At 37.6% G+C, this 24,936-nt stretch carries 23 protein-coding genes; 7 read left to right on the top strand and 16 right to left on the bottom strand.

Annotation, left to right across the window (positions count from 1 at the left end):
- Positions 1–356 precede the first annotated feature (356 nt).
- Both AC13EX_RS23105 and AC13EX_RS23110 read left to right on the top strand, forming a co-directional pair.
- Positions 357–1,655, top strand: coding sequence for an ammonium transporter (locus AC13EX_RS23105; RefSeq protein ID WP_482894521.1), 1,299 nt, complete (start codon positions 357–359; stop codon positions 1,653–1,655).
- Positions 1,656–1,759: 104 nt separating this feature from the next.
- Positions 1,760–2,929, top strand: coding sequence for a porin (locus AC13EX_RS23110; protein ID WP_048642283.1), 1,170 nt, complete (start codon positions 1,760–1,762; stop codon positions 2,927–2,929).
- Positions 2,930–3,074: 145 nt separating this feature from the next.
- Here AC13EX_RS23110 and AC13EX_RS23115 read toward each other — a convergent pair whose 3' ends face one another.
- The 3 genes from AC13EX_RS23115 to dnaK all read right to left on the bottom strand — a co-directional run bounded on the left by AC13EX_RS23115 (position 3,075) and on the right by dnaK (position 9,133).
- Positions 3,075–5,678, bottom strand: coding sequence for a PAS domain S-box protein (locus AC13EX_RS23115; protein ID WP_482894522.1), 2,604 nt, complete (start codon positions 5,676–5,678; stop codon positions 3,075–3,077).
- 870 nt (positions 5,679–6,548) lie between these two features.
- Complete coding sequence (locus AC13EX_RS23120; RefSeq protein WP_048642281.1) at positions 6,549–6,923, bottom strand: co-chaperone GroES; 375 nt, start codon at positions 6,921–6,923, stop codon at positions 6,549–6,551.
- Between the two features lie 287 nt (positions 6,924–7,210).
- Entirely contained in the window at positions 7,211–9,133 is a 1,923-nt protein-coding gene (dnaK, locus tag AC13EX_RS23125; RefSeq protein ID WP_048642280.1) for a molecular chaperone DnaK, read from the bottom strand.
- 196 nt (positions 9,134–9,329) lie between these two features.
- On the opposite strand from dnaK, the gene AC13EX_RS23130 reads away from it, so the two are divergent.
- A complete protein-coding gene (locus AC13EX_RS23130; RefSeq protein ID WP_482894523.1) occupies positions 9,330–10,124 on the top strand; it encodes an MOSC domain-containing protein in 795 nt (264 codons plus the stop codon).
- Between the two features lie 158 nt (positions 10,125–10,282).
- On the opposite strand, the gene AC13EX_RS23135 is transcribed toward AC13EX_RS23130, so the two are convergent.
- From AC13EX_RS23135 to AC13EX_RS23160, 6 genes are all read right to left on the bottom strand, one after another.
- Entirely contained in the window at positions 10,283–10,609 is a 327-nt protein-coding gene (locus tag AC13EX_RS23135) for a nucleotide pyrophosphohydrolase (protein ID WP_048642278.1), read from the bottom strand.
- A 9-nt stretch (positions 10,610–10,618) separates the two neighbouring features.
- A complete protein-coding gene (locus tag AC13EX_RS23140) occupies positions 10,619–12,124 on the bottom strand; it encodes an ATP-binding cassette domain-containing protein (RefSeq protein WP_482894524.1) in 1,506 nt (501 codons plus the stop codon).
- A gap of 262 nt (positions 12,125–12,386) precedes the next feature.
- On the bottom strand, positions 12,387–12,839 hold the full coding sequence (gene dtd / locus AC13EX_RS23145; RefSeq protein ID WP_482894525.1) for a D-aminoacyl-tRNA deacylase: 453 nt from the start codon (positions 12,837–12,839) through the stop codon (positions 12,387–12,389).
- Positions 12,836–13,558 (bottom strand): Rossmann-fold NAD(P)-binding domain-containing protein, encoded by a 723-nt coding sequence (locus tag AC13EX_RS23150; RefSeq protein ID WP_482894526.1) that lies wholly within the window; start codon positions 13,556–13,558, stop codon positions 12,836–12,838. Before AC13EX_RS23150 ends, dtd begins: the two co-directional genes overlap by 4 nt.
- Positions 13,555–13,971 (bottom strand): YkvA family protein, encoded by a 417-nt coding sequence (locus AC13EX_RS23155; RefSeq protein WP_048642274.1) that lies wholly within the window; start codon positions 13,969–13,971, stop codon positions 13,555–13,557. Before AC13EX_RS23155 ends, AC13EX_RS23150 begins: the two co-directional genes overlap by 4 nt.
- Positions 13,972–13,999: 28 nt before the next feature.
- On the bottom strand, positions 14,000–14,521 hold the full coding sequence (locus AC13EX_RS23160) for a DUF7935 family protein (protein ID WP_482894527.1): 522 nt from the start codon (positions 14,519–14,521) through the stop codon (positions 14,000–14,002).
- Between the two features lie 112 nt (positions 14,522–14,633).
- Here AC13EX_RS23160 and AC13EX_RS23165 point away from each other — a divergent pair, with 112 nt between their 5' ends.
- A complete protein-coding gene (locus AC13EX_RS23165) occupies positions 14,634–14,951 on the top strand; it encodes a HesB/IscA family protein (protein ID WP_482894528.1) in 318 nt (105 codons plus the stop codon).
- Between the two features lie 17 nt (positions 14,952–14,968).
- On the opposite strand, the gene AC13EX_RS23170 is transcribed toward AC13EX_RS23165, so the two are convergent.
- Genes AC13EX_RS23170 through AC13EX_RS23185 form a run of 4 tightly spaced genes read right to left on the bottom strand, consistent with a single transcriptional unit; the run spans position 14,969 to position 17,580 of the window.
- Entirely contained in the window at positions 14,969–15,430 is a 462-nt protein-coding gene (locus AC13EX_RS23170; RefSeq protein ID WP_482894529.1) for a DUF4268 domain-containing protein, read from the bottom strand.
- A 9-nt stretch (positions 15,431–15,439) separates the two neighbouring features.
- Positions 15,440–15,805, bottom strand: coding sequence for a dihydroneopterin aldolase (folB, locus tag AC13EX_RS23175; RefSeq protein ID WP_048642270.1), 366 nt, complete (start codon positions 15,803–15,805; stop codon positions 15,440–15,442).
- A complete protein-coding gene (locus tag AC13EX_RS23180; RefSeq protein ID WP_482894530.1) occupies positions 15,805–16,638 on the bottom strand; it encodes a DivIVA domain-containing protein in 834 nt (277 codons plus the stop codon). Before AC13EX_RS23180 ends, folB begins: the two co-directional genes overlap by 1 nt.
- 33 nt (positions 16,639–16,671) lie before the next feature.
- Complete coding sequence (locus AC13EX_RS23185; protein ID WP_482894531.1) at positions 16,672–17,580, bottom strand: WD40 repeat domain-containing protein; 909 nt, start codon at positions 17,578–17,580, stop codon at positions 16,672–16,674.
- Between the two features lie 43 nt (positions 17,581–17,623).
- On the opposite strand from AC13EX_RS23185, the gene AC13EX_RS23190 reads away from it, so the two are divergent.
- Both AC13EX_RS23190 and AC13EX_RS23195 read left to right on the top strand, forming a co-directional pair.
- Positions 17,624–18,253, top strand: coding sequence for a 4'-phosphopantetheinyl transferase family protein (locus AC13EX_RS23190; RefSeq protein WP_482894532.1), 630 nt, complete (start codon positions 17,624–17,626; stop codon positions 18,251–18,253).
- A 39-nt stretch (positions 18,254–18,292) separates the two neighbouring features.
- Positions 18,293–18,874 carry a redoxin family protein gene (locus AC13EX_RS23195; RefSeq protein WP_482894533.1) on the top strand — a complete coding sequence of 194 codons (582 nt, stop codon included), beginning with the start codon at positions 18,293–18,295 and terminating at the stop codon, positions 18,872–18,874.
- Here the strand turns inward: AC13EX_RS23195 and AC13EX_RS23200 are convergent.
- Positions 18,871–19,707 (bottom strand): transglutaminase-like domain-containing protein, encoded by an 837-nt coding sequence (locus AC13EX_RS23200; protein ID WP_048644504.1) that lies wholly within the window; start codon positions 19,705–19,707, stop codon positions 18,871–18,873. The two genes, AC13EX_RS23195 and AC13EX_RS23200, sit on opposite strands and share 4 nt — an antisense overlap.
- Positions 19,708–19,832: 125 nt before the next feature.
- Positions 19,833–20,633: an N-acetylmuramoyl-L-alanine amidase family protein gene (locus AC13EX_RS23205; protein ID WP_048642265.1), complete on the bottom strand. Its 801-nt coding sequence runs from the start codon at positions 20,631–20,633 to the stop codon at positions 19,833–19,835.
- 99 nt (positions 20,634–20,732) lie between these two features.
- Here AC13EX_RS23205 and AC13EX_RS23210 point away from each other — a divergent pair, with 99 nt between their 5' ends.
- Positions 20,733–23,465 carry a putative LPS assembly protein LptD gene (locus AC13EX_RS23210; RefSeq protein ID WP_482894571.1) on the top strand — a complete coding sequence of 911 codons (2,733 nt, stop codon included), beginning with the start codon at positions 20,733–20,735 and terminating at the stop codon, positions 23,463–23,465.
- A gap of 209 nt (positions 23,466–23,674) precedes the next feature.
- Here the strand turns inward: AC13EX_RS23210 and AC13EX_RS23215 are convergent, their stop codons facing one another.
- On the bottom strand, positions 23,675–24,892 hold the full coding sequence (locus AC13EX_RS23215; protein ID WP_482894534.1) for an arginine deiminase: 1,218 nt from the start codon (positions 24,890–24,892) through the stop codon (positions 23,675–23,677).
- Positions 24,893–24,936: the final 44 nt, after the last annotated feature.

Below are 24,936 nucleotides of genomic sequence, written 5' to 3' on the forward strand. Positions count from 1 at the left end.
TCTCCTGGACAATACTGAACACTTAAAAACCATCACTTATTCAAAATAGGTGATGGTTTTTTTATTATAAATCCATTATATGTATTGCAGAAAACAAACATTACCACTTATATATTCTATACAACTCGTTTTTTACAAATATTAGTATTGAAAAATATAAGGTGTAATATTACCCTTGAATACATTTTAAAACATAATAAATCTATTTTTAAGGTCATTTTTAACCCTTGTTTTGTAAATTTTACACTTATCAGAAATAAATTAGTTGTTTTTTTGACTATTAATTGTCTAAATTTGTATCGAATTAAAATTGAAAGTAAAAATTCAACCTGTAACACATTAATTCTTTGGAATCTATGAAAAACATTTTACCACCTTTATTACAAGTCAGTTCTAGTGGAGTTGACTATGCCGACGCAATCGCTCAGAACCTCCTTACAACAAACAATGTTTGGATGATGCTGGCTACGGCTCTTGTATTCATTATGCACCTTGGGTTTGCCGGTGTAGAAGCTGGTTTTGGCCAGGCAAAAAATACTGTTAATATTCTTTTTAAAAATACAGTAACACCTATTATAGGTATTTTGTCTTACGGCTTACTTGGCTTTTTCCTAATGTACCCTGGATTTGACGTTCCAGGTTGGTTTGGTTTTGACAGTGCCGGATGGAGCATGTTCTGGTTTAGCCCTGCAAGTGCAGATGTTAGCACTGAATATGCAGACGCTGGATACACTTACTGGACAGACTTTCTTTTTCAAGCCATGTTTGCTGCTACTGCCGCTACAATTGTATCAGGCGCTATTGCAGAGAGAGTTAAGCTTTGGGCTTATCTAATTTTCACAGTGATCTTTGTTGGAATGGTTTATCCAATAATTGGTAGCTGGAAATGGGGCGGAGGAGCTCTTGACGCCATGGGCTTTTATGATTTCGCAGGTTCAACTTTGGTTCATTCTGTAGGTGGCTGGGGAGCATTAGCTGGAGTTATTATGGTAGGTCCTCGTATAGGTAAATATGTAAATGGTAAAACAATAGAAAAGCCAGGATCAAGTGTTCCTTTGGCAGTGATTGGTGTTTTCCTACTTTGGTTAGGTTGGTTTGGATTTAATGGAGGCTCTGTTCTTTCTGCTGATCCTGGATTAGTGTCTTTCGTACTTGTAACAACATCTCTTGCGGCTTGTGCAGGTGGACTAGGAGGTTTTTTCGCTGCCTATATCGCTTTCAAACGACTTGATTTAGGGATGGTATTGAATGGAATCCTCGCTGGACTAGTTGGTATAACAGCAGGCGCTGATGTTATCAATCCCATATACGCACTATTGATAGGCTTTATTGCAGGTATACTTGTGGTATTGTCAGCAATCTTACTTGACAAATTAAAACTTGATGATGTGGTTGGTGCTGTTTCTGTCCACCTTACTTGCGGTATTTGGGGAACCTTAGCAGTTGGTATTTTCTCTAACAATCCTGAGCACACCGTTTTAACTCAACTAATAGGTATCGTTATCTGTGGCGTGGTAGCCTTCTTTTCTGCACTTGCTATCTTTTTCGTATTGAAGAAGACAATAGGAATAAGAGTATCTGAAGAACATGAGATATCCGGACTTGATAGTCATGAGCACGGTATCAGAGGTTACACTATCGTTTATGACGAATAGATTTCAATCAAAACTTTAACCAGGGTCCTGCGATTCTAAGCACAAACTAGAAGAGCAGGCACCCATTGGTTCTAATTATATTTTCAAATTCAATCAAAATACAGATGAAAAGATTTTATACAATATTAACAATCCTATTTTTATTGCCAGTTACATTTATCTTGGCTCAGGAGACAGAAGAAACCCAATCAAAATTTGCACTTTCAGGCTCAGTAGACGCCTACTTTAGAAGTAATTTAAATGCACCGAACAAGGGTGATGCTGCGCAGGCTCCTGCCACTTCATTTGCCAACTTATCTGGATTTTCATTGGGAATGGCAAATGTAATTGCCACTTATGAAGGTGAAAAAGTCGGTTTTGTTGCTGATTTGGTTTTCGGACCTAGAGGGGAAGATGCCGTTTTCGGATCTCCGCTTTACGCTGGTGGAATGGCCGGTAGTTCTCAAATTGTAAACCAACTTTACATGTACTACAATGTAAGTGATGCGGTTACTTTCACGCTTGGTAATTTCAACACTTATTTAGGCTATGAAGTTATTTCTCCAACTGGAAACTTCAACTACTCCACTTCTTATATGTTTTCATATGGACCATTCTCGCATACAGGACTAAAAGCTGACTTCCAGCTTTCTGACAACTGGTCTTTAATGGCTGCTATCATGAATCCTACAGATATGACGGAATTCAACTTTTACGGTTCTTACACATTTGGTGGGCAACTGGGTTATTCTACTGATGCAGGTGGAACATACTTAAACGTATTGTATGGAGACCAAGATGGAAAACTAGATATGAACACTTTACCTTCTTTCGGTCCAAGCTCTATGGGAAACACTTTTCAAATCGACCTTACAGCTGGTTATGACGTCACAGAAACCTTGTATCTAGGACTTAACACTACCTATAACACTACCGCTGCTGGCCAAATGTATAGTGGTACATCTATACAGGATGCCACAGGAGATGGATATGGTTTTTATGGAGTTGCTGGTTACTTACAATTTGCCACTTCTGATAAATTTTCCCTTGGAGCAAGAGGAGAATATTTCAAAGTATTCAATGATGGACTTGATGGTGTTGTTGGTTTAAATACAGTTGGTGATGGCAGAGTGGTAGCAGGCACCCTTTCTGGAAACATCAAAATCACAGATAACTTTACCATTATCCCAGAAACTAGACTGGATATGATGTCTGATAATTTCTTTATCAACAATGATTACCAAAGCTCTAAAAATTTAGCTTCATTCTTAGTCGCAGGTGTGTTCTCCTTCTAATCTAAGATAAGAGATAAAACTTCAAGCATAAAAAAAGCCATGGTTAACAATGTTACCATGGCTTTTTTTATGCTTTTATTTTTAAGCAGATGAATGCAAACAACTGCTCTGTTCTCAACTTTTATCACTTAACATCAAAGTGTTATTAATTTTTATCATCTTTAAGAAGAAACACGCTAAATAGCGCCCCTTCTCCTACTTTACTTTCCACACTCACACTTCCACCGATACTCTCAATTTGATTTTTAGTGATAAATAGGCCTATTCCTCTAGAGTCCTTATGTCTGTGAAAAGTCTTGTACATACCAAACAAAGATTCTCCATTTTTTTCAAGGTCAATTCCTAAACCATTGTCTTCAAATTGAATTTCAACTGTATCTTCGTGAAATTTTAGGCGAACTTTTAAATAACTATCTCTTTCTTGCGACTTGTACTTAATCCCATTCGTGACAAAATTTAGCACTATACTTTCAATATATGCCGAAAAACCTGACACATGCACTTCACTTTTCACTTCATTTATTATCTCCACTCCTTCCTGCATGGCGATAGGGTAAACACTCTCAATCGTTTTATTTATAATATTAGACAATTCTACACGCTCCAATTCCGCAGTCTCATTTAAGTTTATGTTTACTATTTCTGTTAAGTGTTCAATGGTTTCTGAAAGATTGACTCCTCCTTTTTTAAGTAAACCAATAATCTCCATGTCAAATAAATTTGGGTGCTCAAATTCCAATAACTCAAGTAACATGTTCATTCCTGAAGAGTGTGACCTTAAGTTATGAGAAACTATGTGAGCGAAATTTTTCAAGCGATCATTTTGTTTCTGTGTTGTTTGGAGAAGCGTAGAAATTTGGTTTTGCGCATTTTTTAAGGCCGTGATATCTATAAGTTGCGAGATAAAATACAAGATTTTATTATTGGTATCTTTCACAACCGAAACGACTAAAATGGCAGAAACTTCATGCCCCATTTTATGAACATACCTTTTCTGTACCTGATAGGTCTGCCTCTTACCGGCTATTACCTCTTTAAGGAAAGCTAGATCAGAAGCCAAATCATCAGGATGGGTTATGTCTTGGAAAGTCAGTTCTTGAAATTCTGACTTACTGTATCCAATCATATCACAGATTTTGTCATTGACATTAAGCCATTTCCCTTCTATAGACACGATGGCCATTCCAATCCCCGCATTCTCAAAATTCCTTTGAAAGGCATTTAAAGAAATCGATAGCTTTTCGCTCACAATCTTATTTTCTGTAACATCCTCAGTATTCATGATTATACCTCCAATATTGTTTTCCTCATCATACCAAGGCTTCACTTCCCAAGACAACCACTGAACAGTACCATCATCTTTTACAAATTTATCCTCTTTTTTACTTCTGGTTGCACCCGCAAGACATTCCCTATGGATTCTTTTCCAATCCTCATCTATCTCAGGAAAAACTTCATAATGAGACCGCCCTATCACAGACTGGTCTTCAATTTTATTATCTGACAACCATTTTTCGGAGACTGCCAGGTATTTAACTTCCCTATCAAACATTGCTATTGCAATAGGTGCCTGTGAAATAAAAATAGCTTGTTTTTGGACCTTTAACTTTGAGAAATTAATGTCCTGATGGGTTCCAAACATTATTTTTGGCTCACCATCATCTGTGTAGGATATTACCTTCCCCCTTGCATGAATCCACCTGCTGGATCCATCCTTATGCCTCATTTTGAATTCACATTCATAATAATCGGTTTTCCCTTCAAAACAGGCTTTCAAATTGGTTTCTGCAACTTTCAAGTCCTCAGGATCCATTAAGTCCACCCAAGTTTGAAAATTAAGAGGCTCTAATTCACTTACTTTATACCCGAGAATTTCCGCCCACCTATCATTAAATATGGTCTCACCAGTTTGAATATCCCACTCCCAAATGCCCAAATTAGTCCCCTGTACCGCATATTTAAATTTTTCTTGTTCAGCAGCCCAATTTAACTGAGCAATTTTCTTACTATGTATATCTTGAAAAGTTCCAAAGACTCTTACGGGCTTTCCATCAATAAATTCTGCCTGACCAATTGCCCTTACCCATTTTTCTTTTTTGGTATAAGTAATTAATATTAGATCAAGCTCATAAGATTCTCCTGTCTTTAAAGTATTATCAAATGCCTTCTTAATAGCCTCTCTACTTTTCCCTTCTTTATAAAAGTCAAGTGCTTCTTCCATCGATGGCACATAATCATCCGGCACTTCATGAATAAGACGGGTAACCTCACTCCATTCAGGTAAATTATTCTCGAGATCGATGCTCCAATACCAAATCTTGGATTTGAGGTTACATTGGTAATGAAAACTCTCCTTCTCTATAGCTTCAGTTAAGTTCTCAATAAAAAAAATAAATTCACTTGCTTTCTCTGCATTGGAATCAGGAAGGCCAAACCCATTTAGCTTCAAAGTCATTACCTTTCCATTCATCGAGTGAAGCTTAATCGTATAATTTTGAATGGCCTCAGATTCGGCTCTCTCTAAAAAAGCAATTAAAAGTTCTTTTTCTCCAATCTCCATTAAATTAAATAGACCAGGAAACAGCCCACTATCTTCAGAAAAACCAAGTGTAGCCAACATGTCCTCATTACATTCGGCATTCCATTCCTCCTCTTTTGTAAAACTCAATATTCCTTCATTAAAGTGAGATTTTAAAAAATTCAGGAGATCAATTTTTGGGATTTTTTCAAAAATAGATGAGGTAATCATTTTCTTCAATTAAAGTTTTTCTAGGATAAAAATTTAACTGCAATAGAACAAGCAATCTCAATAGACCGCACTCTCGGGTCAAACTATAATAGACGTTTTTATAAATCTAATTAGTTAAGAAACAAGTAATCAATGTAGTCGCATTTTGGTGATAAAATCCCCATTAAACTACAAATTAATCTGGTTTAACACACAATAAATCTGAAAAATTGTGCAGAAAGCATAAAAGGAAATGCAAAATACAAATCTTTTTGAGAGGGAAATTGTAAACAACCTTGCTTTGTAAAACACATAGATCAATAAACCCTTAACCCAAGCAAATTGTTAACAAAACTTCAAAAAGCTCATTTATCTAAGTTTTAATAATGAATTGAACGCCTAATTTTATTTGTCCTAAGAAATTGCTTGAACCCGAAATAGGCAATAGAAATTCTATTACGTGCTGAAATCGCTTTAAAATCAGCCACTTCGTTGCTGTTTTCAATTTCACCATAGCGGTGTTATGCTAAAATCTCCAAACAGCCTGAGTTTCTTGCGATTGCAACACTCATCACGAATTCTATTACATAATCCGGGTTTAACTCACTACTCACCTACCAGATACCCCTTTTCACAAGTCAATAAAGCTGGACAAAAAAAAGTGGATCCACCAATAAAGGCAAGACCCACTTAACTAAAATATATGACTTGAAACACGACACAAGGTTCGTATTAATCGATTCCTACCAAGCTTTACGCTGAATAAATTGAACCCAGTTAAAAAAAGGCTTATTTTAAAGTGATCTCTGTCAACAACTTATTGTCCTTTTTCAGAAATATACACTTATCGCAATAGATACTGACAGGCATAATTTACTTAATAAGTCTGTTCTAAAGCTCTTCTTCTCTTTCCAACATTAAAATGGCACTTTGAGGGACAATAAAATATTTCTCCCCTTCATACATAACTTCAAAGGCACCATTCAAAAGAAAAATGGCTAAATCTCCCTCTTTTGCCTGCAAAGGAATGTATTTAACATTTTCGGCCTGATCTTTCCATGGCTCGTCATCTTCTACAGGTAAAGGAATCGGATATCCTGGTCCAGCTTTAATAATATAGCCTTGTTGAACTTTATCTTTTTCCTGAACTCCAGGAGGTAAATAAAGCCCACTGGATGTTTTTTGGTTTGGCTTTTTTAATTTTATCAAAAGCCGATCGCCAACAATAATCAGTTTTTTAAGTTTGTTTTCGGATGTTAACTGCATGCCGGTATTTATTTAACGCTAATAGTATGGAAATAAAAATCCTCTTTAAGCAATAGGTCACTAATCAAGAATCGTAGTCCTACAAAACAGACTAATACGAAACTAAACCTTAGCACCAGATTGACAAAGCTTAAAATTGTGCCGAAATGACTGCCTCTAAAGCAATTTCGACCTTTAATAGATTGGTTATTGTATAGGAAATAAACCTAAGGTACAATAAAAACAATGGCATCTCCGACAACCGAAGACACCATTATTTTTAACTTATTCTATATAAACGAAGAATATTATTTCTTATCTTCTTCATTTACCTCTTCGTAATCAACATCTGAAACACCGTCACCTGAAGCGTCTTCAGTTGCCGCATCAGGTCCTGGCTGACCAGCTCCACCTTCTGCACCTTGAGTAGCATTGTACATCTCCTGAGAAGCTGCACTCCATGCTGTATTTAAGGCTTCCATTCCAGATTCAATTCCTGCTAGATCTTGACTTTGATGTGCAGCTTTAAGCTGTTCCAAAGCACCAGAAACTGCGGTTTTGTTTCCTTCAGACAATTTGTCTCCAAACTCTTTAAGTTGTTTCTCTGTTTGGAAAATCAAACTATCAGCCTGGTTGATTTTATCGATTTTTTCTTTCTCTTCTTTATCCGTAGCAGCATTTGCTTCGGCTTCTTTTTTCATTCTTTCGATTTCCTCCTCTGTCAATCCAGAAGAAGCTTCAATTTTGATCTTTTGCTCTTTACCAGTTCCTTTGTCTTTGGCAGACACATTAAGGATACCATTGGCATCTATATCAAAAGTTACTTCAATTTGAGGAACTCCTCTTGGAGAAGGCGGGATATCTGACAACTGAAATCTTCCGATTGTTCTATTGTCTTTGGCCATCGATCTTTCCCCTTGAAGGACATGAATGTCCACTGCTGGCTGATTGTCAGCTGCAGTTGAGAAAACCTCAGATTTTTTAGTTGGAATAGTTGAGTTAGACTCAATCAATTTGGTAAATACACCACCCATTGTTTCTATACCCAAAGAAAGAGGTGTTACATCAAGCAAAAGAACATCTTTCACTTCTCCTGTAAGTACTCCACCTTGAATTGCTGCACCAATAGCAACAACCTCATCTGGATTTACACCTTTAGAAGGTTTCTTACCGAAGAATTTCTCAACTTCCTCTTGAATCTTAGGAATCCTTGTGGATCCACCTACAAGTATTACTTCATCAATGTCTGAAGGAGACATAGAAGCATCAGCCATTGCTTTACGGACAGGCTCCATAGATCTTTTTACAAGACTATCTGACAATTGCTCAAATTTAGCTCTTGACAAACTTCTCACCAAGTGCTTAGGTCCAGTCTGTGTAGCAGTAATATAAGGCAAATTGATTTCCGTTGCAGAAGAACTTGAAAGTTCAATCTTAGCTTTCTCAGCAGCTTCTTTTAATCTCTGAAGTGCCATTGGATCATTTTTAAGATCAATGTCCTCCTCTGATTTAAATTCACTTGCAAGCCAGTCGATTATCACTTGATCAAAGTCATCACCACCTAAGTGAACATCACCGTTAGTAGACTTAACTTCAAATACACCGTCACCTAATTCCAATACAGAAATATCGAATGTACCTCCACCAAGGTCAAATACAGCAATTTTCATGTCTGCATTTTTCTTGTCTAAACCATATGCCAATGCCGCGGCAGTAGGCTCATTAATGATCCTTTTCACTTCAAGACCCGCAATTTGACCGGCTTCTTTTGTAGCTTGTCTTTCTGAATCATTGAAATAGGCCGGAACTGTAATAACAGCCTCAGTCACTTCCTGACCTAAGAAATCTTCTGCAGTTGATTTCATTTTTTGAAGAATCATTGCAGAAAGTTCTTGTGCAGTATAAGACCTGTCACCAATTTTGATAGCCACAGTGTCATTAGGTCCTTTTTCTACCTTATAAGACGCATGCTTTTTGTCATCTGAAATCTCAGAATATTTTTTCCCCATAAACCTCTTAACAGAAGAAATGGTATTTGCTGGGTTGGTAATTGCCTGACGTTTAGCAGGGTCTCCAACTTTTCTTTCGCCGTTTCCATTATCCAAAAATGCCACTATAGAGGGGGTGGTTCTTCTTCCTTCACTGTTCTGAATGACCACTGGTTCATTACCTTCCATTACAGCGACGCATGAGTTGGTAGTACCCAAATCAATACCGATAATTTTTCCCATAATTATATAAATTTTGTCGTTTTCGTTTTAAACACAAAACTACTATAACAACCAATGTGCCAAGTGAATTATTCGTGAAATTAATGCCACATTGTCATAAATTATGACAGGTTATCTTTATAAATGTCAATTTTTCGCATAATATTGCATTAGTAGCAACCGACATCAACAAGACAAGCCAACCTTTTCAATCAAAATGAAAATCTCACAAATCAACATTTACCCAATCAAATCTCTGGGTGGAATAAATTTAATCGATGCCAATGTAGAAGTTTCCGGTTTTCAATATGATAGAAACTGGATGCTTGTAGATCAGAATGGGAAATTTCTCACCCAACGTACCCTACCCGAAATGGCACTACTACAGGTAGCCCTAGAGAAAGACCATCTCCTTGTGTATCACAGCCTAAAAACTAGTGAAAGGATTAAAATACCTATTGATGAGCTTTCTGGTGAAAAGATTAAAAGTAATGTCTGGGACGATGCCGTAACCACAATGCATGTTTCTGCTGAAGTCGACAAGTGGTTTTCAAGCCAGCTAAATGTCAATTGTCATTTAGTAAAAATGGACCTGGAAAATAAAAGGTATATCGAAAACAAGTACAGCTTTAACAATGAGCATGTGAGCTTTGCAGACAGTATGCCATTTCTCCTTATTGGTCAATCCTCACTGGACGATCTAAATAGTAAACTGAAAGAACCACTGCCAATGACAAGGTTCCGTCCAAATATAGTTTTTACGGGTGGGCAGGCTTTCGCTGAAGATGATTGGAAAGACATTCAAATAGGTCAGCTAAGGTTTAGAGTCACAAAACCTTGCGCAAGATGCGTAATGACAACCATTAACCAAGAAACAGGAACAAAAGGCAAGGAGCCATTAAAGACTTTGGCACAATACAGAAATGTCGGTGGGAAGATATTATTTGGCCAAAACCTTATCGCTTTGGATAAGGGAAAAATTGCTGTAGGGGAGAAAATAAAGCCATATTGACGCTTACATTCAATCCCTATTTGAACCACCTTGTGAAGAAATTTTCGTCCCTCAACAGAGGGACGATGCAATCGATAGTAAACATCAAGCAGTTTGAAATTATCAACCCGAAATCGCATAGTCTATAAACTATTTCGGAAATCAAAACGTCCTGTCAATCATTTCAGTTTCTCGTTGTTCTTATGCCTATCCTTGTCCCTCTTGTTTTTTTTCTCAAAATTTCTTTCAAAGGCTTTATTAAGGTCTATTCCTGTTTGATTGGCCAGACAAAGCAATACCCATAAAACATCTGCCATTTCATCACCCAAATCGACCTCTTTGTCACTTTCTTTAAAGGATTGTTCCCCATACTTCCGTGACATAATTCGTGCTACCTCCCCCACCTCTTCTGTCAAAATAGCCATATTGGTCAACTCACTAAAATACCTCACTCCTGTGGTATTAATCCATTCGTCTACTTGCTTTTGTGCTTCTTCTATGGTCATAGGTTCTACTTATTTAATTGCTTTTCCTTGTTTTAATTTAAGTGTATGCTCTATACAGTCTGGGATATCCTCGTTATAATGACTTACAAAAAGCAAAGTCAAGTTCGTTTCTTTACAGAAAAACTCGATAGTAGACTTGAACCTACTTCTTTGCTCTTCATCCATGCCTTGGGAGGCCTCATCAAGAACTAACAAAGCTGGAGATTTAATCATGGCCCTGGCCAAAAGACAAAAACGTTGCTCTTCCAGACTTACCTGGCTCAACCTCAATTCACTCAAATGAGACAATCGAAAAGCTTCAAGCCATTTATCCACAATTATTTCTTGATCTTTGTTTAGTTTTTTAAACAGTCCCATTGTATCAAAAAAACCAGAAGCCACCACCTTTTTACAAGTTTGGTTGGCGGGAAAATACCGGGCCAATTCTGCAGAAACAAAACCAATGGGACGCTTAATATCCCATATACTCTCCCCAGTACCTCTTCTCCTGCCAAAAAGGGAAATATCATTGGCGTAAGCTTGAGGGTTTTCACCAAGCACTATACTAATTAGGGTTGATTTCCCTGCACCATTATGGCCTTTTATCAGCCATTTTTCACCAGGCAACACTTGCCAAAAGAGGTTATCAAGTAATTTTTTTTGACCGTATTTGATGGTTACATTACTCATTTTTATAATTTCCTGACCTGAGTAAGCCGCTCCCAGGTCCTCCAATAATCCATCAAAAACCTCAGGAGAAAAATCAAACATTGAAAAGGCCTCATTTTCCAAGGGGATAAGGCTATCCCTATCCTCAACCACTGCTAACTTCCCTCCACTTATCCAGGCAATCTTATCAACGGACTCAGGAACTTCCCTAGCAGAAGATGTCATGATAATCTGAACCCCTGATTTTTGGATGGACTTGAGTATCCCTTCAAAACTAGCCCTCGTTTCCACATCCAGTCCCACCAAAGGCATATCTATTAATAACAGCTTTGGATTTTTCAACAAGGCTTGTGCCATTGCCAACCTTCGGGTCTCTCCATTCGAAAGTTTTATTAAGGATTTATTTTTCAATTCTTCAAGGCCAAATAGTTGAATAACATTAGGTAGATCCCAATTTCCTTCTCCCTTTATTTCCACTTCACTAAGAAATGCGGCTACAGTTGCCGTATCCTCAGATTCAGCACTATTGAAACGTTGTTGGTAATAAAAGCTTTGCTGGCTGGATTTGTTCCGAAAGGTGTATTTCTGGGAAACCAAGGCAATCAGATCTCTAAAGCTATTTATCACTCCTAGGTCCCGTTGTTTTACCTGGTATTCAGCAGCAAATGGCCATTCAATACTCCCCTCTACCAAAGTAGTCCTGCCCAAAAGTGTTTCTAGAAACAAGGTTCGTTCTTTCCCTGATTCTCCTAAAATCGCCCAAGATTCTCCATTTTGAACTGTGAAATTTAAATTTTTGAACACGGTTTTCCCAAGAGACTGAACTGTAGCTTCTTTGATTTCTAAAAACACATTCTTATTCTTCATTCTATATTTTTTTGCTTAAATGGAAAACCCTAAATCTAATCGGTCAAACATAAAGCCCCATCCATATCGTCAGCTATTCTTGATTGAAGAGAAAATCAATTTTTCCTGATTTAATGGTGATAACTCTTGGCTCCTAAGCAATAGGTTGCTGCAAAGGAATGATAAAGGAAAGGGTTAAGGTTAATTTTTAATGACCAGGCCCTAATCAAAGACTTGACCTGATTACACAACCATGAATTATTTTTTTGAGAAAGGGGCTAATTTACACCTTGTTTTTTGAATCTAGGATAATTGTAACCGGCCCATCATTTATTAAGGAAACCTGCATATCAGCACCAAACTCTCCTGTGGAGACAGGCTTCTTCAACTGATTGGTCATCTCTTCTATAAATTGGTCATAAAGCGGAATAGCGACTTCAGGCCTAGCGGCCTTGATATAAGAAGGCCTATTTCCTTTTTTAGTACTAGCATGAAGAGTAAATTGACTTACGATCAAAACATCACCATCTCTTTCCAAAATACTCTCGTTCATGACCCCGTGCTGATCAGTAAAGATTCTCATATTTACTACCTTTCTACATATCCAAGAAATATCCTCGGAGGTATCTGCTGTTTCTATACCTAAAAATAGTAACAAACCTGGGCCAATCGCTGATTTTTCATTGGCATCAATGCTCACTGAAGCCTTTTTTACTCTTTGTAATACTACAATCATTGTGTCATTTTATGCATCTCAGAAGACGTGATGGTCTCATTTCCTGTGAGATTTAAGTTCAGCGCTTTTTGCACCATAGCTTTGGCCACCTGATGATCATAAATCGGTTTATACTTACTAAAAAGCCCAAAGAAGGTAACAAACTTCATGACTACTTTACCTATTTCCTCCCCAGGCCTGTTTTCATTTCTTTCCCCCAATAATATGGAAGGCTGGAAAATGCCAACATAATTAAAATTCATTCGCTTTAAACCATTTTCAACCTCACCCTTTACTTTATTATAAAGAATTGCTGATTGAGCATCCGCTCCAATGGCACTTACATACATGAATTTACTAGCTCCTAACCTCAAACACATTCTTGCAAAATCCAGAACATAATCATGGTCTATTCGTCGAAAATTCTCTTTAGACCCCGCCTTTTTAATGGTAGTTCCTAAGGCGCTAAAAGCGATAATCGATGTAGAGGCCTCACTAAGTCCCTTTAACAAGGATTGCTTATCACCACCCATATTCTGCTTCCTAACTTCTTCTTCCAGGTCGACTTTATCCAAATGTTCAAAATCAACCTCTACCTGAACCAGTTTTTGATGTTTAAGGGCTAATTCCCTTCTTCCGAAGGTCACGACCCAATCAATGGCTTCATTCTTAAAAAGCTGATGGAGAAGTTGTATCCCCACCAAACCGGAAGCACCGGAAACAAAAGCGATGTGACTCATAAATCCTGATTTTTTTCCCAGTCTAAAAATTTCTCTATGTCCGATTGAAGGCTTTTGAAAATAGCGAGCAAAACGGTTATATCATCTACATAACCTACAAAAGGAATAAAATCCGGCACTAGGTCAGTGGGAAGTGCAAAATAAAACAAGCCAAGGACTAACAAACCCAATGACCTATTTGACAGGCCTGAATATTTCTTGCTCATATGGGCCTTAATCATTCTTATGAAAATTTCAACTTGAAATTTGACTTGTGCAAAAGTTGGGTTTTGAGAAAGCTCTTGCCACTTTCTATTTACTTTCACTAGCAAACTGCTCAACTTTTTCTCGGTACCCGCAATGTGCTCAGCCCTGTTTAGGTATATGGCTTTAACCTTCTCAAAGAGGCTTTGACCTGATGTATAACTGTCCATGTGAATTTATTGCTTTTTAGTGTTTAGGTCAGTAGTAAATGCGTATTTCATCTTTGATTTTTTTTAGGGCGACTCCTATGCTATCCTGATCTGTTTCCATTGCGAGTTGAAATATTTTTTTTGACAACTCAAGACTCCTTTCATCCTGACTTACTTGCTGGTAAGCTTGGTTGATAAGTGAAATGGTTTGCTCCACAGCAGAACGCAAAGTCTCCCACGAATCATCTGTAAAATACACTTGTTGAGACAAATTATGATTGAACTCATTTCTAATTTCTTGAATCAACAGACTATGTAATTCTCCAGCCAGCATGTCAGACCCATTTACCCTTCTTATAAGGTTGTTTGGAGAGATTCTTTCCAACAATAAGCAGAGCCTTTCACCGGCTTGAATTCGCAAAGGAATAATCTGTTCAGAATTTTTGGATTTGATATCCAACCATTTCATCTCTTTTTCCTTCTTCAAAAATGATACCGTAATAATAAACATTCCATAAATGACCAGGCCTGCAGGAATAATTATTTTTAATAGTTCAAATAGGTAATCCATGTTCAAAGGTTTTAATTGGCAATATCTAAAATAATGTCATGTTTTACTATGCACCAATTGTTTTTCTGTTTTAATTTTGGAACCATTAACCATGCTACTTCCTTAATCCCACATGTTGACTCCTATAAGAATTACGGCCAAGGCTCTCGAAGAGATCAAATCCATTATGGCCACCAAGAATATACCTGTCGAATATTCCTTAAGAATAGGTGTAAAAGGTGGGGGCTGTGGTGGCGTTTCCTATGCATTGGGTTTTGATCTGACGAAGGATGGTGACCAGGAATTTGAAATTGGAGGATTGCCAGTACTAATAGAGAAAAAACATGTGATGTTCCTGATGGGCATGCAGGTGGATTTTCACGAAAGCAATGAAGCAAGGGGGTTTGTGTTTACCAATCCTGATCTGCCCAAAAGACACGACAAGCAGTAAATAGTTTTATTAAAGGATTAAACCAATCCTTCAAAACCATATTTCATATTTGCCCAGAAGGCATCAATGGCAACTATCCGCGGCTTTAGAAAGGATATGATTTTTGGCCAATCATCTTTTCTCATCACGTTTACTCCTGTTATGGTTTTTTCCACTTTGCTTGATAGCTCCCCCCATTCGTTTGGCGAATCGGAAATCCACTCCCACTCTTCCCCTACTTCCTGTTGAAAAATTCTTTTGAAAGCAATCAATTGATCGAACAATAAACCTCTAATCTCCTCATCCGGGTGTTGAACTTCTATGGAAATGGAAGCAAAATCTCGTTCTGCTTTCATCCTAAAATACATGTGCTTCACACCTGTTTTATAGTTTTTCCAGTTGATTTTTGATCCATCAGCATTGGGAACAGGTTTCATATATTGACCAAAAGTAGTCCAAAAATCTTGTCTGGTTTTCTTGATTTCATGTTTCGTGTACATAAAACGACTTTATTGAAAATCTCTAGGGTAAACCACCTCTACAACAGAAAAATTAACTACCCCACCAAGGGCAGGATTATGTTTTTTTATTATCACCTGAATTTCATAACTTTCAGGATAGGCTTTTAAAATATCTTTGATCATTAAATACCCTAAATGTTCCAACAACTTCACCGGAACCTGCATATGAGCTTTAGCTATTTGGTAAAGCTTAAAATAATCAACAGTGTATTTGAGGTCATCCGTACGCATGGCTTCCTTGAAATCGGTGTGTACATGCATATCAACCGTAAAGCGATTGCCTAATTTCTTTTCTTCGGAGAACACCCCATGAAAGGCGTGAAATTCAATCCCCTCGAGTGATACTTTTCCCATTATTCAAATTGGTCAAAAAATGAACCCGATTGGTCCTTGTTTTTATTCTTAGGCAAAGTGGTATGCTCCTCACCTGGCTTTTCCATTTCTTCAGTATCTATCTTCTTTTCCGCTTCAGCTTCCGGAGTCGGGATACTTTCAATTTCAGTTTGAACACTTTCTTTCTCCGGTTCCGCTTGATTTTTAGGTTGCTCCCAAATGTATGTATTTCCAGAAGGAACTGGTTTTGATACTTCTTTTTCAGAAGAATTGTTATGTTTTTCCTTCCGTTGAAGTTCTTTGACCAAGCGGGTATGGATTCCAGAATCTATTTCTGTGAATCCCTCCTGCGCTGCTCTAACGTTCTCTAAAGTCTCGGAAGCAGTACGTTTTAAATTCTTTAATAAATAATCTCTTTGGTCTAGTAATTTTTCATAATTCTCTACCAATAGATTGACATCCTCTTTAAGGTCTTCAATAATATTTTTGGATTGTGATTCTGCTTGATCTATCAGGCTTCTTGCATTCCCTTTTGATTCTGCATGAAGCGCATCGGCATTCATCTGCGCCTCTTTTAAAATTAATTCTGCTGTTTTATTCGCTTGTTCAATAATGCTAGCGCCAGTGTCTTCTGCTGTTTTCAATGTTTTGAAAAGCGACTGTTCCACTTCCCTTAATTTGGAAGCTTCTTTTTCAGCATGCTCATACTTTACCTTGAGCGCATTTTTCTCTTCTACAAGCTTTTCCCATTCTTGAGACAAATAGCTTAAGAAGGTTGAAACTTCATCTTTATCATAGCCTCTGAAATTTTTTTCGAAGGTCTTTTGACGGATATCTAATGGTGTAATTTTCATTTCTTCGTCATTTAGCCGATCTATGATCGGAAGTTATTGACCAATATTTATCTCCCAAACAGAAACAGTATGATCATCACTGATGGCTACTACTTGATCTTTAATCCACAAAACTTTATTGATGGAGGTTCCATGACCTACATACCTTGCCTTATCTATTACTTTCAACAATTTGAAGGCCTCAGAATCCCAAATTTTCATTGACTTGTCCATACTACAAGTCACAAAATACTTACCATCCTCTCTAAAGGAAAGGTAATTGATTGCATACATATGTGCAGCAATATTCCGTAGCTCTTCAAAATTCGAAGGATCCCAAAACTTAAGTTGAGCATCTCTTCCTCCACTTACAAGTATTTTTCCATCAGGGCTGTAAGACAAGGCAAACACTGATTTTATATGTCCCTGCAATTTCGCTAATGGTTTCCAATTTTCTAAATCAAAAACTTTTACCATATTATCGCTGGCACCTACACTTATCTGACGCTTATCTGGAGAAACTGCCAATACGCGTAAAGACTGGTCACTGATTTTAATATGGCGAACAATAGATCTTTCGTCTATATCCAAAACTACCAACACACCATCACCTGTGGCTACCAACAATAAATTATCAATTACTTTTATATCAAAAATGGAATGGGAAGTGATTTTTAGAGACCAAATCTCCTTTTTACTCTTTAGGTCGACAACATGAACCCCCTCATTATTCTGCCCAATAAATAGCAAATTTCTTTGTTCATCTACTTCCAAAGCATAAACTGAACTGGGCAATTTAGCCAATAAAAGCCCATCTCCAGGACGAGAAAGATCCCATTCCACCACCATCCCATCTCCTGACCCAGTGTATATAAGGTGGGGCAAGCAACCAATGGCAAGTGCAAAAACAGAATGATTATGACCTCTTAATGTGTTAAGTTTACTTACTTGAATATTTGACATATATTGCAAAACCTAATTACCACTCAGTTGCCTTTAAGTTACTATGTTAACAAAAATAGAAAAAATTAGCCCTTTATCTGCTTTTGCCATCAACAATATTAAATCCTCCGAAAACAGTTCCATGGACTTTTTAAGTTTCAGAGAAAAACTATCTCTGGCAAATATCGGCCATCCACAAAAAAGAAAAGAATGGAAGGCTGCAAGATTAGCCATAAAAAACACCTTGGACAACCTGGAATTACCTTACCCTGGCTTTTATAAAGATCAACATGGCAAATCTCACTCTATGGATGGAACAGGACATGTTTCACTTACCCATCACGGTGATTGTGCTGCAGCAATATTTCACAAGGATATGCCTGTAGGAATTGACCTGGAAAGCGTCAGAGAAAAAACAGTGCCACTAGGGCCAAAATACCTTGATCCTTTAGAAATAGACTTTTTAGGCAAAGACCCCTTATTGTATACAATGGCTTGGTCGGTAAAAGAAAGCATCTTTAAATGCCAAGGAAAAAAAGGCATTAGCCTAAGACAGAATATTATTTTAGCCCCTTTCACAGCAAACGATAAAATTATTAATGGTAAAATACACGGCTCTGATTTTTCCGATCATTACTACCAAGTCGTGGTTCATTCAGAAAACGATATGGTTCTAACCTATACTGTTTGGTGATTTTTCTTATATTTATGATTGTCACTAAAACAACTAGAGATGAATAAGCTTTTTGGGTGTTTTCTATTTTGTATTCTTTGGGCTTCGGCCTTATACGGGCAAAAGATTTCCAATTTAGAAATGGTTGATGCTATTTCTGGTCAAGAATATTCCCTTGAGAAAAACAAGACCTCCAATGCCCAGGTTTTTATTTTTTACACACTCAAATGCCCTTATCCAAAACTATACAACACCAGAATAAAGGCTCTGAAAGAAAAATACGCCCAATCCAATATCTCATTTGCCTTGGTAAACCCTCATGCTGGCCAGGAAGATGAAAGCTTGGAAAAACTTAGTTCATTGGCATTTGCTAAAACCAACAAACTGCCATTCCTTATGGACACAGATCAGGCTTTTACCAAAATGACAGGAGTTAAAAAAATCCCTGAAGTAGTTATAATCACCTCAGGGCCTACCGGATACAGCGTGGCTTACAGAGGTGCCATTGACAACAACGCGCAAGCGATGGAAAGTGCAACTGTACATTATCTTGAAACTGCATTGGATGACATAATAAAAAGAGATCGCCCTAGTCCTACCATTACCAGAGCCGTTGGTTGCAATATTAGGTTTTTGCCTTAATTTTGGTTCACTATTTTTAGCATTTGACTGACCTCTCTGGATTTATCCAAATCCCCAATTTTTTCGAAGGAATAGATGAGGTTACGAATCACTCTCCTTATGATTTCAATGTTTCCGCATGGTTCATAGTATTCTGGCTTGGGGTCCAATTTCAAATGGTCTAGGTAATTATTTATATCTTGTTTAGTAAAAATAAGCCCCTTATTAAAGGCGTTGATATAAAATTTAAATTTACCTGATTGATAGGTCAACACGAAGAGGTTAGGCAAATTTACCCCATAAACTGGCAAGCCAAGTTTCTTGGCTACCAATAAATAAACGGAACAAAGGCTAATAGGATTCCCTTTTTTGGTTTCCAAAACCGTTTTGATCATGCTGTTCGAAGGACTATGAAAGTTTTTCGTGTTGGCGGAAAACTTCAAATCATTGAACATCACATTATTGATTAATTTTATTTTATCATAAACGGATAATTCGTTTTTGAAGTTAGTCCAAACATCAAAATAAATTTGCTGCATGAGGGCGTTGAGCTGTTCAAATTCCAGTTCCGGATAGAGGTAGGTATTGATAATCCACAGTCCTTCAAGTAACTCTTTCTCTTCAGAGTTTTTCCAATTGGTAAGCCTTTCCATAAGCAAGTTTAATTGCATGTCATGGACGATCTCTTCGATTTCTTTTTGCAATTCAGGATTAAATGAACCCTCCCACTTACTTTCAAGAAAAGGGATGATTTCATTGCCAAGAGAAATTATTTTACCTCTAACATGTTCTTTTATTTCCTGATCCCCATCATCCAACAAAGACACAAGAGCATTTAATTCTTTATCTGTCATCTGAATATTCAATCTCTAATAAACCTCACAATTCTATTAACCAAATTTACAAAATTTCAGCAATATATTACAGGTGACATTCAATTTTGAAGGAATATTAAAGTGCTAACATGAAAAAATCTATATCAAATAGCTTCCAATTCTTCTTTATAAGCCTTTATCGCTCTAAATATCCCTGAAGCCACATAGGTTTGTCCACTTTTGCTATTTAGGTACTTTTCTTCTGAAGGATTTGAGAGAAAACCAGTTTCTATTAAGATGCTAGGCATACTGGTCGTCCACAAAACATAAAAGGGCGCTTGTTTTACACCTCTGGAATGTCTGTTAACTCGTGTTTTCAAATCGGTCTCAACTTTTTCTGCCAAGGAAAGACTATTGGCAAAGTATGCCTTTTGCATCAGGTTAAATACCATGTAGGATTCAGGGGATTTAGGATCAAACCCTTCATAGTTCTCTTGATAATCATCCTCTAATAAAATTACTGCATTCTCTCTTTTCACAATTTCAAAATTGGCATTGAAATTCCTACTCCCCATAACATAGGTCTCTGTACCGTAGGCATTGGGAGAAGAAATGGCATTACAATGAATCGAAACAAATAAATCTGCTCTATTTCTATTGGCAATGTTTGCCCGCTCTTTGAGTTCAATAAAAACATCAGTTTTCCGAGTATAGATGACCTCCACATCAGGTAGTAGCTCAGAAATATACCCCCCAACCTTCAGGGCAATCGCTAGAGCGACATCCTTTTCCTGCGAGGTTTTACCTATCGTCCCAGGATCTTTTCCTCCATGACCGGCATCAATAACTATCCTTCTTAATTTGAATTCTGCCTTTTCCTCAACAGGCGGAATAAATCCCACTGAAACACCTGTAATGAAGAGCAATGAAATTATAAGAATATTTTTCAACTTGGTTCGTTTCATAAACGTTAATAACCTTAACTTTACCGAAAATTTAATGATTTTTATAGCAAACAGAAATTATTGGTGCAGATAATAAAGAACGTTTTTCTTTCCATCTGTATGCTCACCTATTTTGGGCATACTGTCTTGGCTCAAGAATCCGGTAATGAAAGATCTTCTGAACTAGAACTTACACCTCCAGATACCTTAGGGAATCCTGAAGTTAGGCTAGATACCTTATTGCCGGTACTCCCAGACAGCATTCTCCTTATCACCGCGGCGGATTTAGATTCTACCCAAAATCAACCAAAAGGTGATATTCAAACCACAATCAATTATTACGCCGAAGATAGTATCATCACGGACTTTGCACAAAATAAAGTATTTCTATATAAAGGTGCATGGTTTGAGTATGGAAATATCCGTTTGGATGCAGATTATATTGCTATTGATTGGAAAAAAAATGAACTCTATGCCTCCGGATTGAAAGACAGCCTTGGCGTTGCCCAAGGCACCCCTATGTTTAAGGAAGGCAATAGTGTATATGAAATCCGAAAGGAGATGCGCTACAATTTCAAAAGTCAAAAGGCCATCATTTCAGATGTGGTTACCCAACAAGACGAAGGGCTACTTCGAGGCGCAATAGTCAAAAAAGACAGTGAAGGCTCTGTATACTTGAGCAAGGGATTTTATACCACTTGTGACTTGGTGGAACCACATTGGCATATTTCTTCCTCCAAAATTAAATCTGTACGGGGCAAACACATTATTTCAGGACCATTTAATTTGTACTTCAACAATATCCCAACACCATTGGGACTTCCCTTTGGTATTATCCCTGATACTCCTGAAGAAAAAACATCTGGTATTATTTTCCCTTCTTATGGAGAGGAACAACGAAGAGGTTTCTTCCTTAGGGATTTTGGCTATTACTTTGCTTTCAATGATTATGTCCACACCAGGGTGACAGGAGAAGTGTTTTCCAAAGGTGGGTACGGGATGAAAACGGCTTCGGTCTATAACAAAAGATACAGGTTTAAGGGTGGATTAAATATTGATTATCAAAAGTTCCAAAGCCCCGAAACTGCTGAAGTACCTTTGGAATACGATGCTTTTTGGTTTAGGTGGAATCACACGCCAGAAACCCGAGGCAATTCCAGGTTTTCGGCCTCAGCAAATTTTGGTACCAAATCCTACAACGACAACATTCTTAACCAAGGGAATTACCAACAAAATCAACAATCAGATTTTTCCTCTAACATATCTTATAGCAAGACTTTTACAGGGACACCGTTCAGTATGTCCGCTAACTTAAGGCATTCTCAAAATCAGGTAACTGACGAAGTAAATTTGTTATTACCGGATGTGGCCATAAATATGAACAGGCAAAATCCGTTTAGAAACATTAAATTCGAACCCTTAAAAACGCTGAATGTCTCTTGGAATTTCAATGCCCAAAACTCTATAAATAACCGGATTACCACAGAATTGGGCGTTGACCCAAACCTTCAGCAGGAACTTGAAGAACTTGGACTAACCTCTACTCCAGATGTAATTCCATTTAATTTAGCCAACCTCCCCCAACTCTTAAGAGATGCTGACAATGGATTTAGGAATACCGTTCCTATTTCATCAAACTTTAGCCTCTTTAGGTTCTTTACAGGTACTGCCTCTATGAATTTTACTGAACTCTGGTACTTGGACAGAATCAACTACTATTACAACCCACAGGAAGAACGGCTAGATCAAATTTTGGAAAGTGGCTTCAATAGGGTAAATTATTACAATAGTTCTTTTAACCTCTCTACCAATGTGTATGGTTTTTACACCTTCAAAAAAGGATCTAAAATAGAAGCCATCAGGCACCACATGCAACCTACCTTTGGGTTTACAAGTACTCCTGATTTTTCAGATCCTAAGTATGGTTACTACCAAGAAGTGCAAACCAACGCCAGTGGCACCATTCAACGTCTATCTCGGTTTCAAGGTTTTATCTATGGTGGTGCTCCATTGGGAGAATCAAAATCACTTAGCATCAACATCAGAAACACGCTGGAAGCTAAACTTAAGACAGAAAGTGATACTGCAGAAGCTACTACAAAGAAAGTCCCCATTCTCCAATCCCTAAACGTGTCTACCAATTACAACTTTGCCGTAGACTCCTTTAATCTTGCTCCGTTCAATTTTAATACAAGAACCTCATTGTTCGACAAAAGGCTTTCTGTCAACCTAAATGCCACTTTTGATCCTTATGCTACAGGCACCTTTACCAATGGAGAAACTGTAACCACTAGGAGAATCAATGAATTTGCTTGGAAAAAAGGCCAAGGACTTGGTGTTATCAGAAGGGCTTCTCTTAACATCAACGGGAGTGTAAACCCTAGTAAGACAGAACAATCTCCAGGAGAGGTGCGTGATGATCTCACCAATGAGTTTTTAAATCAAGGGGGTCAAATGAATGATTTTGTTGAAAATGAAATCAATAGAATAGCCAATGACCCAAGCCAGTATATAGACTGGTCAATACCTTGGAACATGACCTATAGTTACAATCTGAGCTATAATAAGGCTGCCTCAGGGACTAAAAACGTCACCCAAGCAATAAATATATCCGGTGATCTTAGTCTATCAGACAAATGGAAGATCAATTTCACAAGTGGCTACGATCTATCTACTGCTAAGATTACTCAAACCATGATAGGCATCGCAAGAGACCTGCATTGCTGGCAAATGAATGTTAATTGGGTGCCTTTCGGAAGGTTTACCTCTTACAATATTGATATTCGGGTAAAATCAAGCATCCTTAGGGATCTCAAAGTATCCAGAAGAAGGTCCTTCTTTGATAGTTTCTAATATAAACCGAAGTAGGGGGTCAACTTTAACCCGGATCATGTAATAGAATTCGTGATGGGTGTTGTAATCGAAAGAAAATCAGGCTGTTTGGAGATTTTAGCATAGCACCGCTATGGTGAAATTGAAATCAGCAAGGAAGTGACTGATTTTTAACAGGGCTTATTGGCTAAAGGAGTTATTTCACATTTCGGTTTTAATCACCTATCCTCTTATACAACTGCCTCTCTGGCAATTGGCATACTCATACACCTTGGCCCACCCAACCCTCTGGAAAGTTCTGAGGAAGGCATTTCCAACACTTCCACACCATAATCTTTTAAAGCTTTATTTGTGTGTTTATTCCTATTATATGAGATAACCTGACCAGGGCCAGTTGTAAACACATTGGCTCCATCAAACCATTGTTCTCTAAGCGCATATTCCTGGCTTACCTTATCAGTACCTATTATTTCCAGATAAGGAATTTCCATTCTGAGTACTTCTCTTAAGTTTTTTTTCAATACTTTTCTTTTGATATTAACCTGTTCGCTATCTTCTTCTTTCCTGGTATAGACCGATATGTGTTGAACAGCCTGAAGCGCATCAGGGTAAGTAAGCACTCTATTTTTATCTAATATGGTAAAAACAGTATCCAGGTGCATGAAATTTCTTTTCTTGGGCAAATGAATTTCATAGACCCTTTCTATAAGACCATCTGCAATAAGATTTTTAGCAACATGATAGACCGCTTTTTCATCGGTACGCTCAGAACACCCAATTGCAACTGCTTTGTTGGATAAAATAATCACATCTCCTCCTTCGATCGACGGTGTATTATTGTGTGTTGTTCTGGGATATATCTGATGGATTTTATCTTTAAACAAAGGGTGATTTTCAAAAATCTGCCTTACCATATTAGACTCCCTTTGACGTTGATCCAACCGCATACTTGAAAAAATCATGCCTCCTGGTAATATGGCGGCGGTATCCCGTTGAAAATACAAATTTGGACATGGGGGAATTAAAAATGCCAAGTCCAAAAGGTCAGACAATGCTGCAGCACTCATTCTGCCTCTAACTTCATGCACCTTGATACCAGCTATAAGGGCTTGTACACATTGCTCTTGAGTTAGTACTCCTAGAAGTTCATCGCTCAAATGCCCCAATCGAGAAACTGCCAACGCTTCCCGAATCAAGTTACTTCTCACCTCATTGTCCTCAAGAATATCCTCCAATAGTTGATCAAAATAATAAACCTCGGCACCACATTTTTCCCGTATAAGCTGTGTGAAAACATCATGTTCTCTTTGCATTTCCTCTAAGTAAGGAACATCTTCAAAGAGCAGTAAGTGTTTATTGTATGGTGTTAACCTATCTATTTCTCTTCCAGGCCTATGAACCAATACTTGTTTTAATGTCGCGAATTCAGTATCTAAAGTCAAATGCATATATACCAATTTACAACAAAACCACAATTAATCAACTATTATTA

It is taken from the genome of Cyclobacterium sp. L-R, assembly GCF_056859355.1.

What these genes read in the sequence shown, in the direction of transcription:
- AC13EX_RS23105 (WP_482894521.1), top strand. Translation starts at nt 357, where the DNA reads ATGAAAAACATTTTACCACCTTTATTACAAGTCAGTTCTAGTGGAGTT.
- AC13EX_RS23110 (WP_048642283.1), top strand. Translation starts at nt 1,760, where the DNA reads ATGAAAAGATTTTATACAATATTAACAATCCTATTTTTATTGCCAGTT.
- AC13EX_RS23115 (WP_482894522.1), bottom strand. Translation starts at nt 5,678, where the DNA reads ATGATTACCTCATCTATTTTTGAAAAAATCCCAAAAATTGATCTCCTG.
- AC13EX_RS23120 (WP_048642281.1), bottom strand. Translation starts at nt 6,923, where the DNA reads ATGCAGTTAACATCCGAAAACAAACTTAAAAAACTGATTATTGTTGGC.
- dnaK (WP_048642280.1), bottom strand. Translation starts at nt 9,133, where the DNA reads ATGGGAAAAATTATCGGTATTGATTTGGGTACTACCAACTCATGCGTC.
- AC13EX_RS23130 (WP_482894523.1), top strand. Translation starts at nt 9,330, where the DNA reads ATGAAAATCTCACAAATCAACATTTACCCAATCAAATCTCTGGGTGGA.
- AC13EX_RS23135 (WP_048642278.1), bottom strand. Translation starts at nt 10,609, where the DNA reads ATGACCATAGAAGAAGCACAAAAGCAAGTAGACGAATGGATTAATACC.
- AC13EX_RS23140 (WP_482894524.1), bottom strand. Translation starts at nt 12,124, where the DNA reads ATGAAGAATAAGAATGTGTTTTTAGAAATCAAAGAAGCTACAGTTCAG.
- dtd (WP_482894525.1), bottom strand. Translation starts at nt 12,839, where the DNA reads ATGATTGTAGTATTACAAAGAGTAAAAAAGGCTTCAGTGAGCATTGAT.
- AC13EX_RS23150 (WP_482894526.1), bottom strand. Translation starts at nt 13,558, where the DNA reads ATGAGTCACATCGCTTTTGTTTCCGGTGCTTCCGGTTTGGTGGGGATA.
- AC13EX_RS23155 (WP_048642274.1), bottom strand. Translation starts at nt 13,971, where the DNA reads ATGGACAGTTATACATCAGGTCAAAGCCTCTTTGAGAAGGTTAAAGCC.
- AC13EX_RS23160 (WP_482894527.1), bottom strand. Translation starts at nt 14,521, where the DNA reads ATGGATTACCTATTTGAACTATTAAAAATAATTATTCCTGCAGGCCTG.
- AC13EX_RS23165 (WP_482894528.1), top strand. Translation starts at nt 14,634, where the DNA reads ATGTTGACTCCTATAAGAATTACGGCCAAGGCTCTCGAAGAGATCAAA.
- AC13EX_RS23170 (WP_482894529.1), bottom strand. Translation starts at nt 15,430, where the DNA reads ATGTACACGAAACATGAAATCAAGAAAACCAGACAAGATTTTTGGACT.
- folB (WP_048642270.1), bottom strand. Translation starts at nt 15,805, where the DNA reads ATGGGAAAAGTATCACTCGAGGGGATTGAATTTCACGCCTTTCATGGG.
- AC13EX_RS23180 (WP_482894530.1), bottom strand. Translation starts at nt 16,638, where the DNA reads ATGAAAATTACACCATTAGATATCCGTCAAAAGACCTTCGAAAAAAAT.
- AC13EX_RS23185 (WP_482894531.1), bottom strand. Translation starts at nt 17,580, where the DNA reads ATGTCAAATATTCAAGTAAGTAAACTTAACACATTAAGAGGTCATAAT.
- AC13EX_RS23190 (WP_482894532.1), top strand. Translation starts at nt 17,624, where the DNA reads ATGTTAACAAAAATAGAAAAAATTAGCCCTTTATCTGCTTTTGCCATC.
- AC13EX_RS23195 (WP_482894533.1), top strand. Translation starts at nt 18,293, where the DNA reads ATGAATAAGCTTTTTGGGTGTTTTCTATTTTGTATTCTTTGGGCTTCG.
- AC13EX_RS23200 (WP_048644504.1), bottom strand. Translation starts at nt 19,707, where the DNA reads ATGACAGATAAAGAATTAAATGCTCTTGTGTCTTTGTTGGATGATGGG.
- AC13EX_RS23205 (WP_048642265.1), bottom strand. Translation starts at nt 20,633, where the DNA reads ATGAAACGAACCAAGTTGAAAAATATTCTTATAATTTCATTGCTCTTC.
- AC13EX_RS23210 (WP_482894571.1), top strand. Translation starts at nt 20,733, where the DNA reads ATGCTCACCTATTTTGGGCATACTGTCTTGGCTCAAGAATCCGGTAAT.
- AC13EX_RS23215 (WP_482894534.1), bottom strand. Translation starts at nt 24,892, where the DNA reads ATGCATTTGACTTTAGATACTGAATTCGCGACATTAAAACAAGTATTG.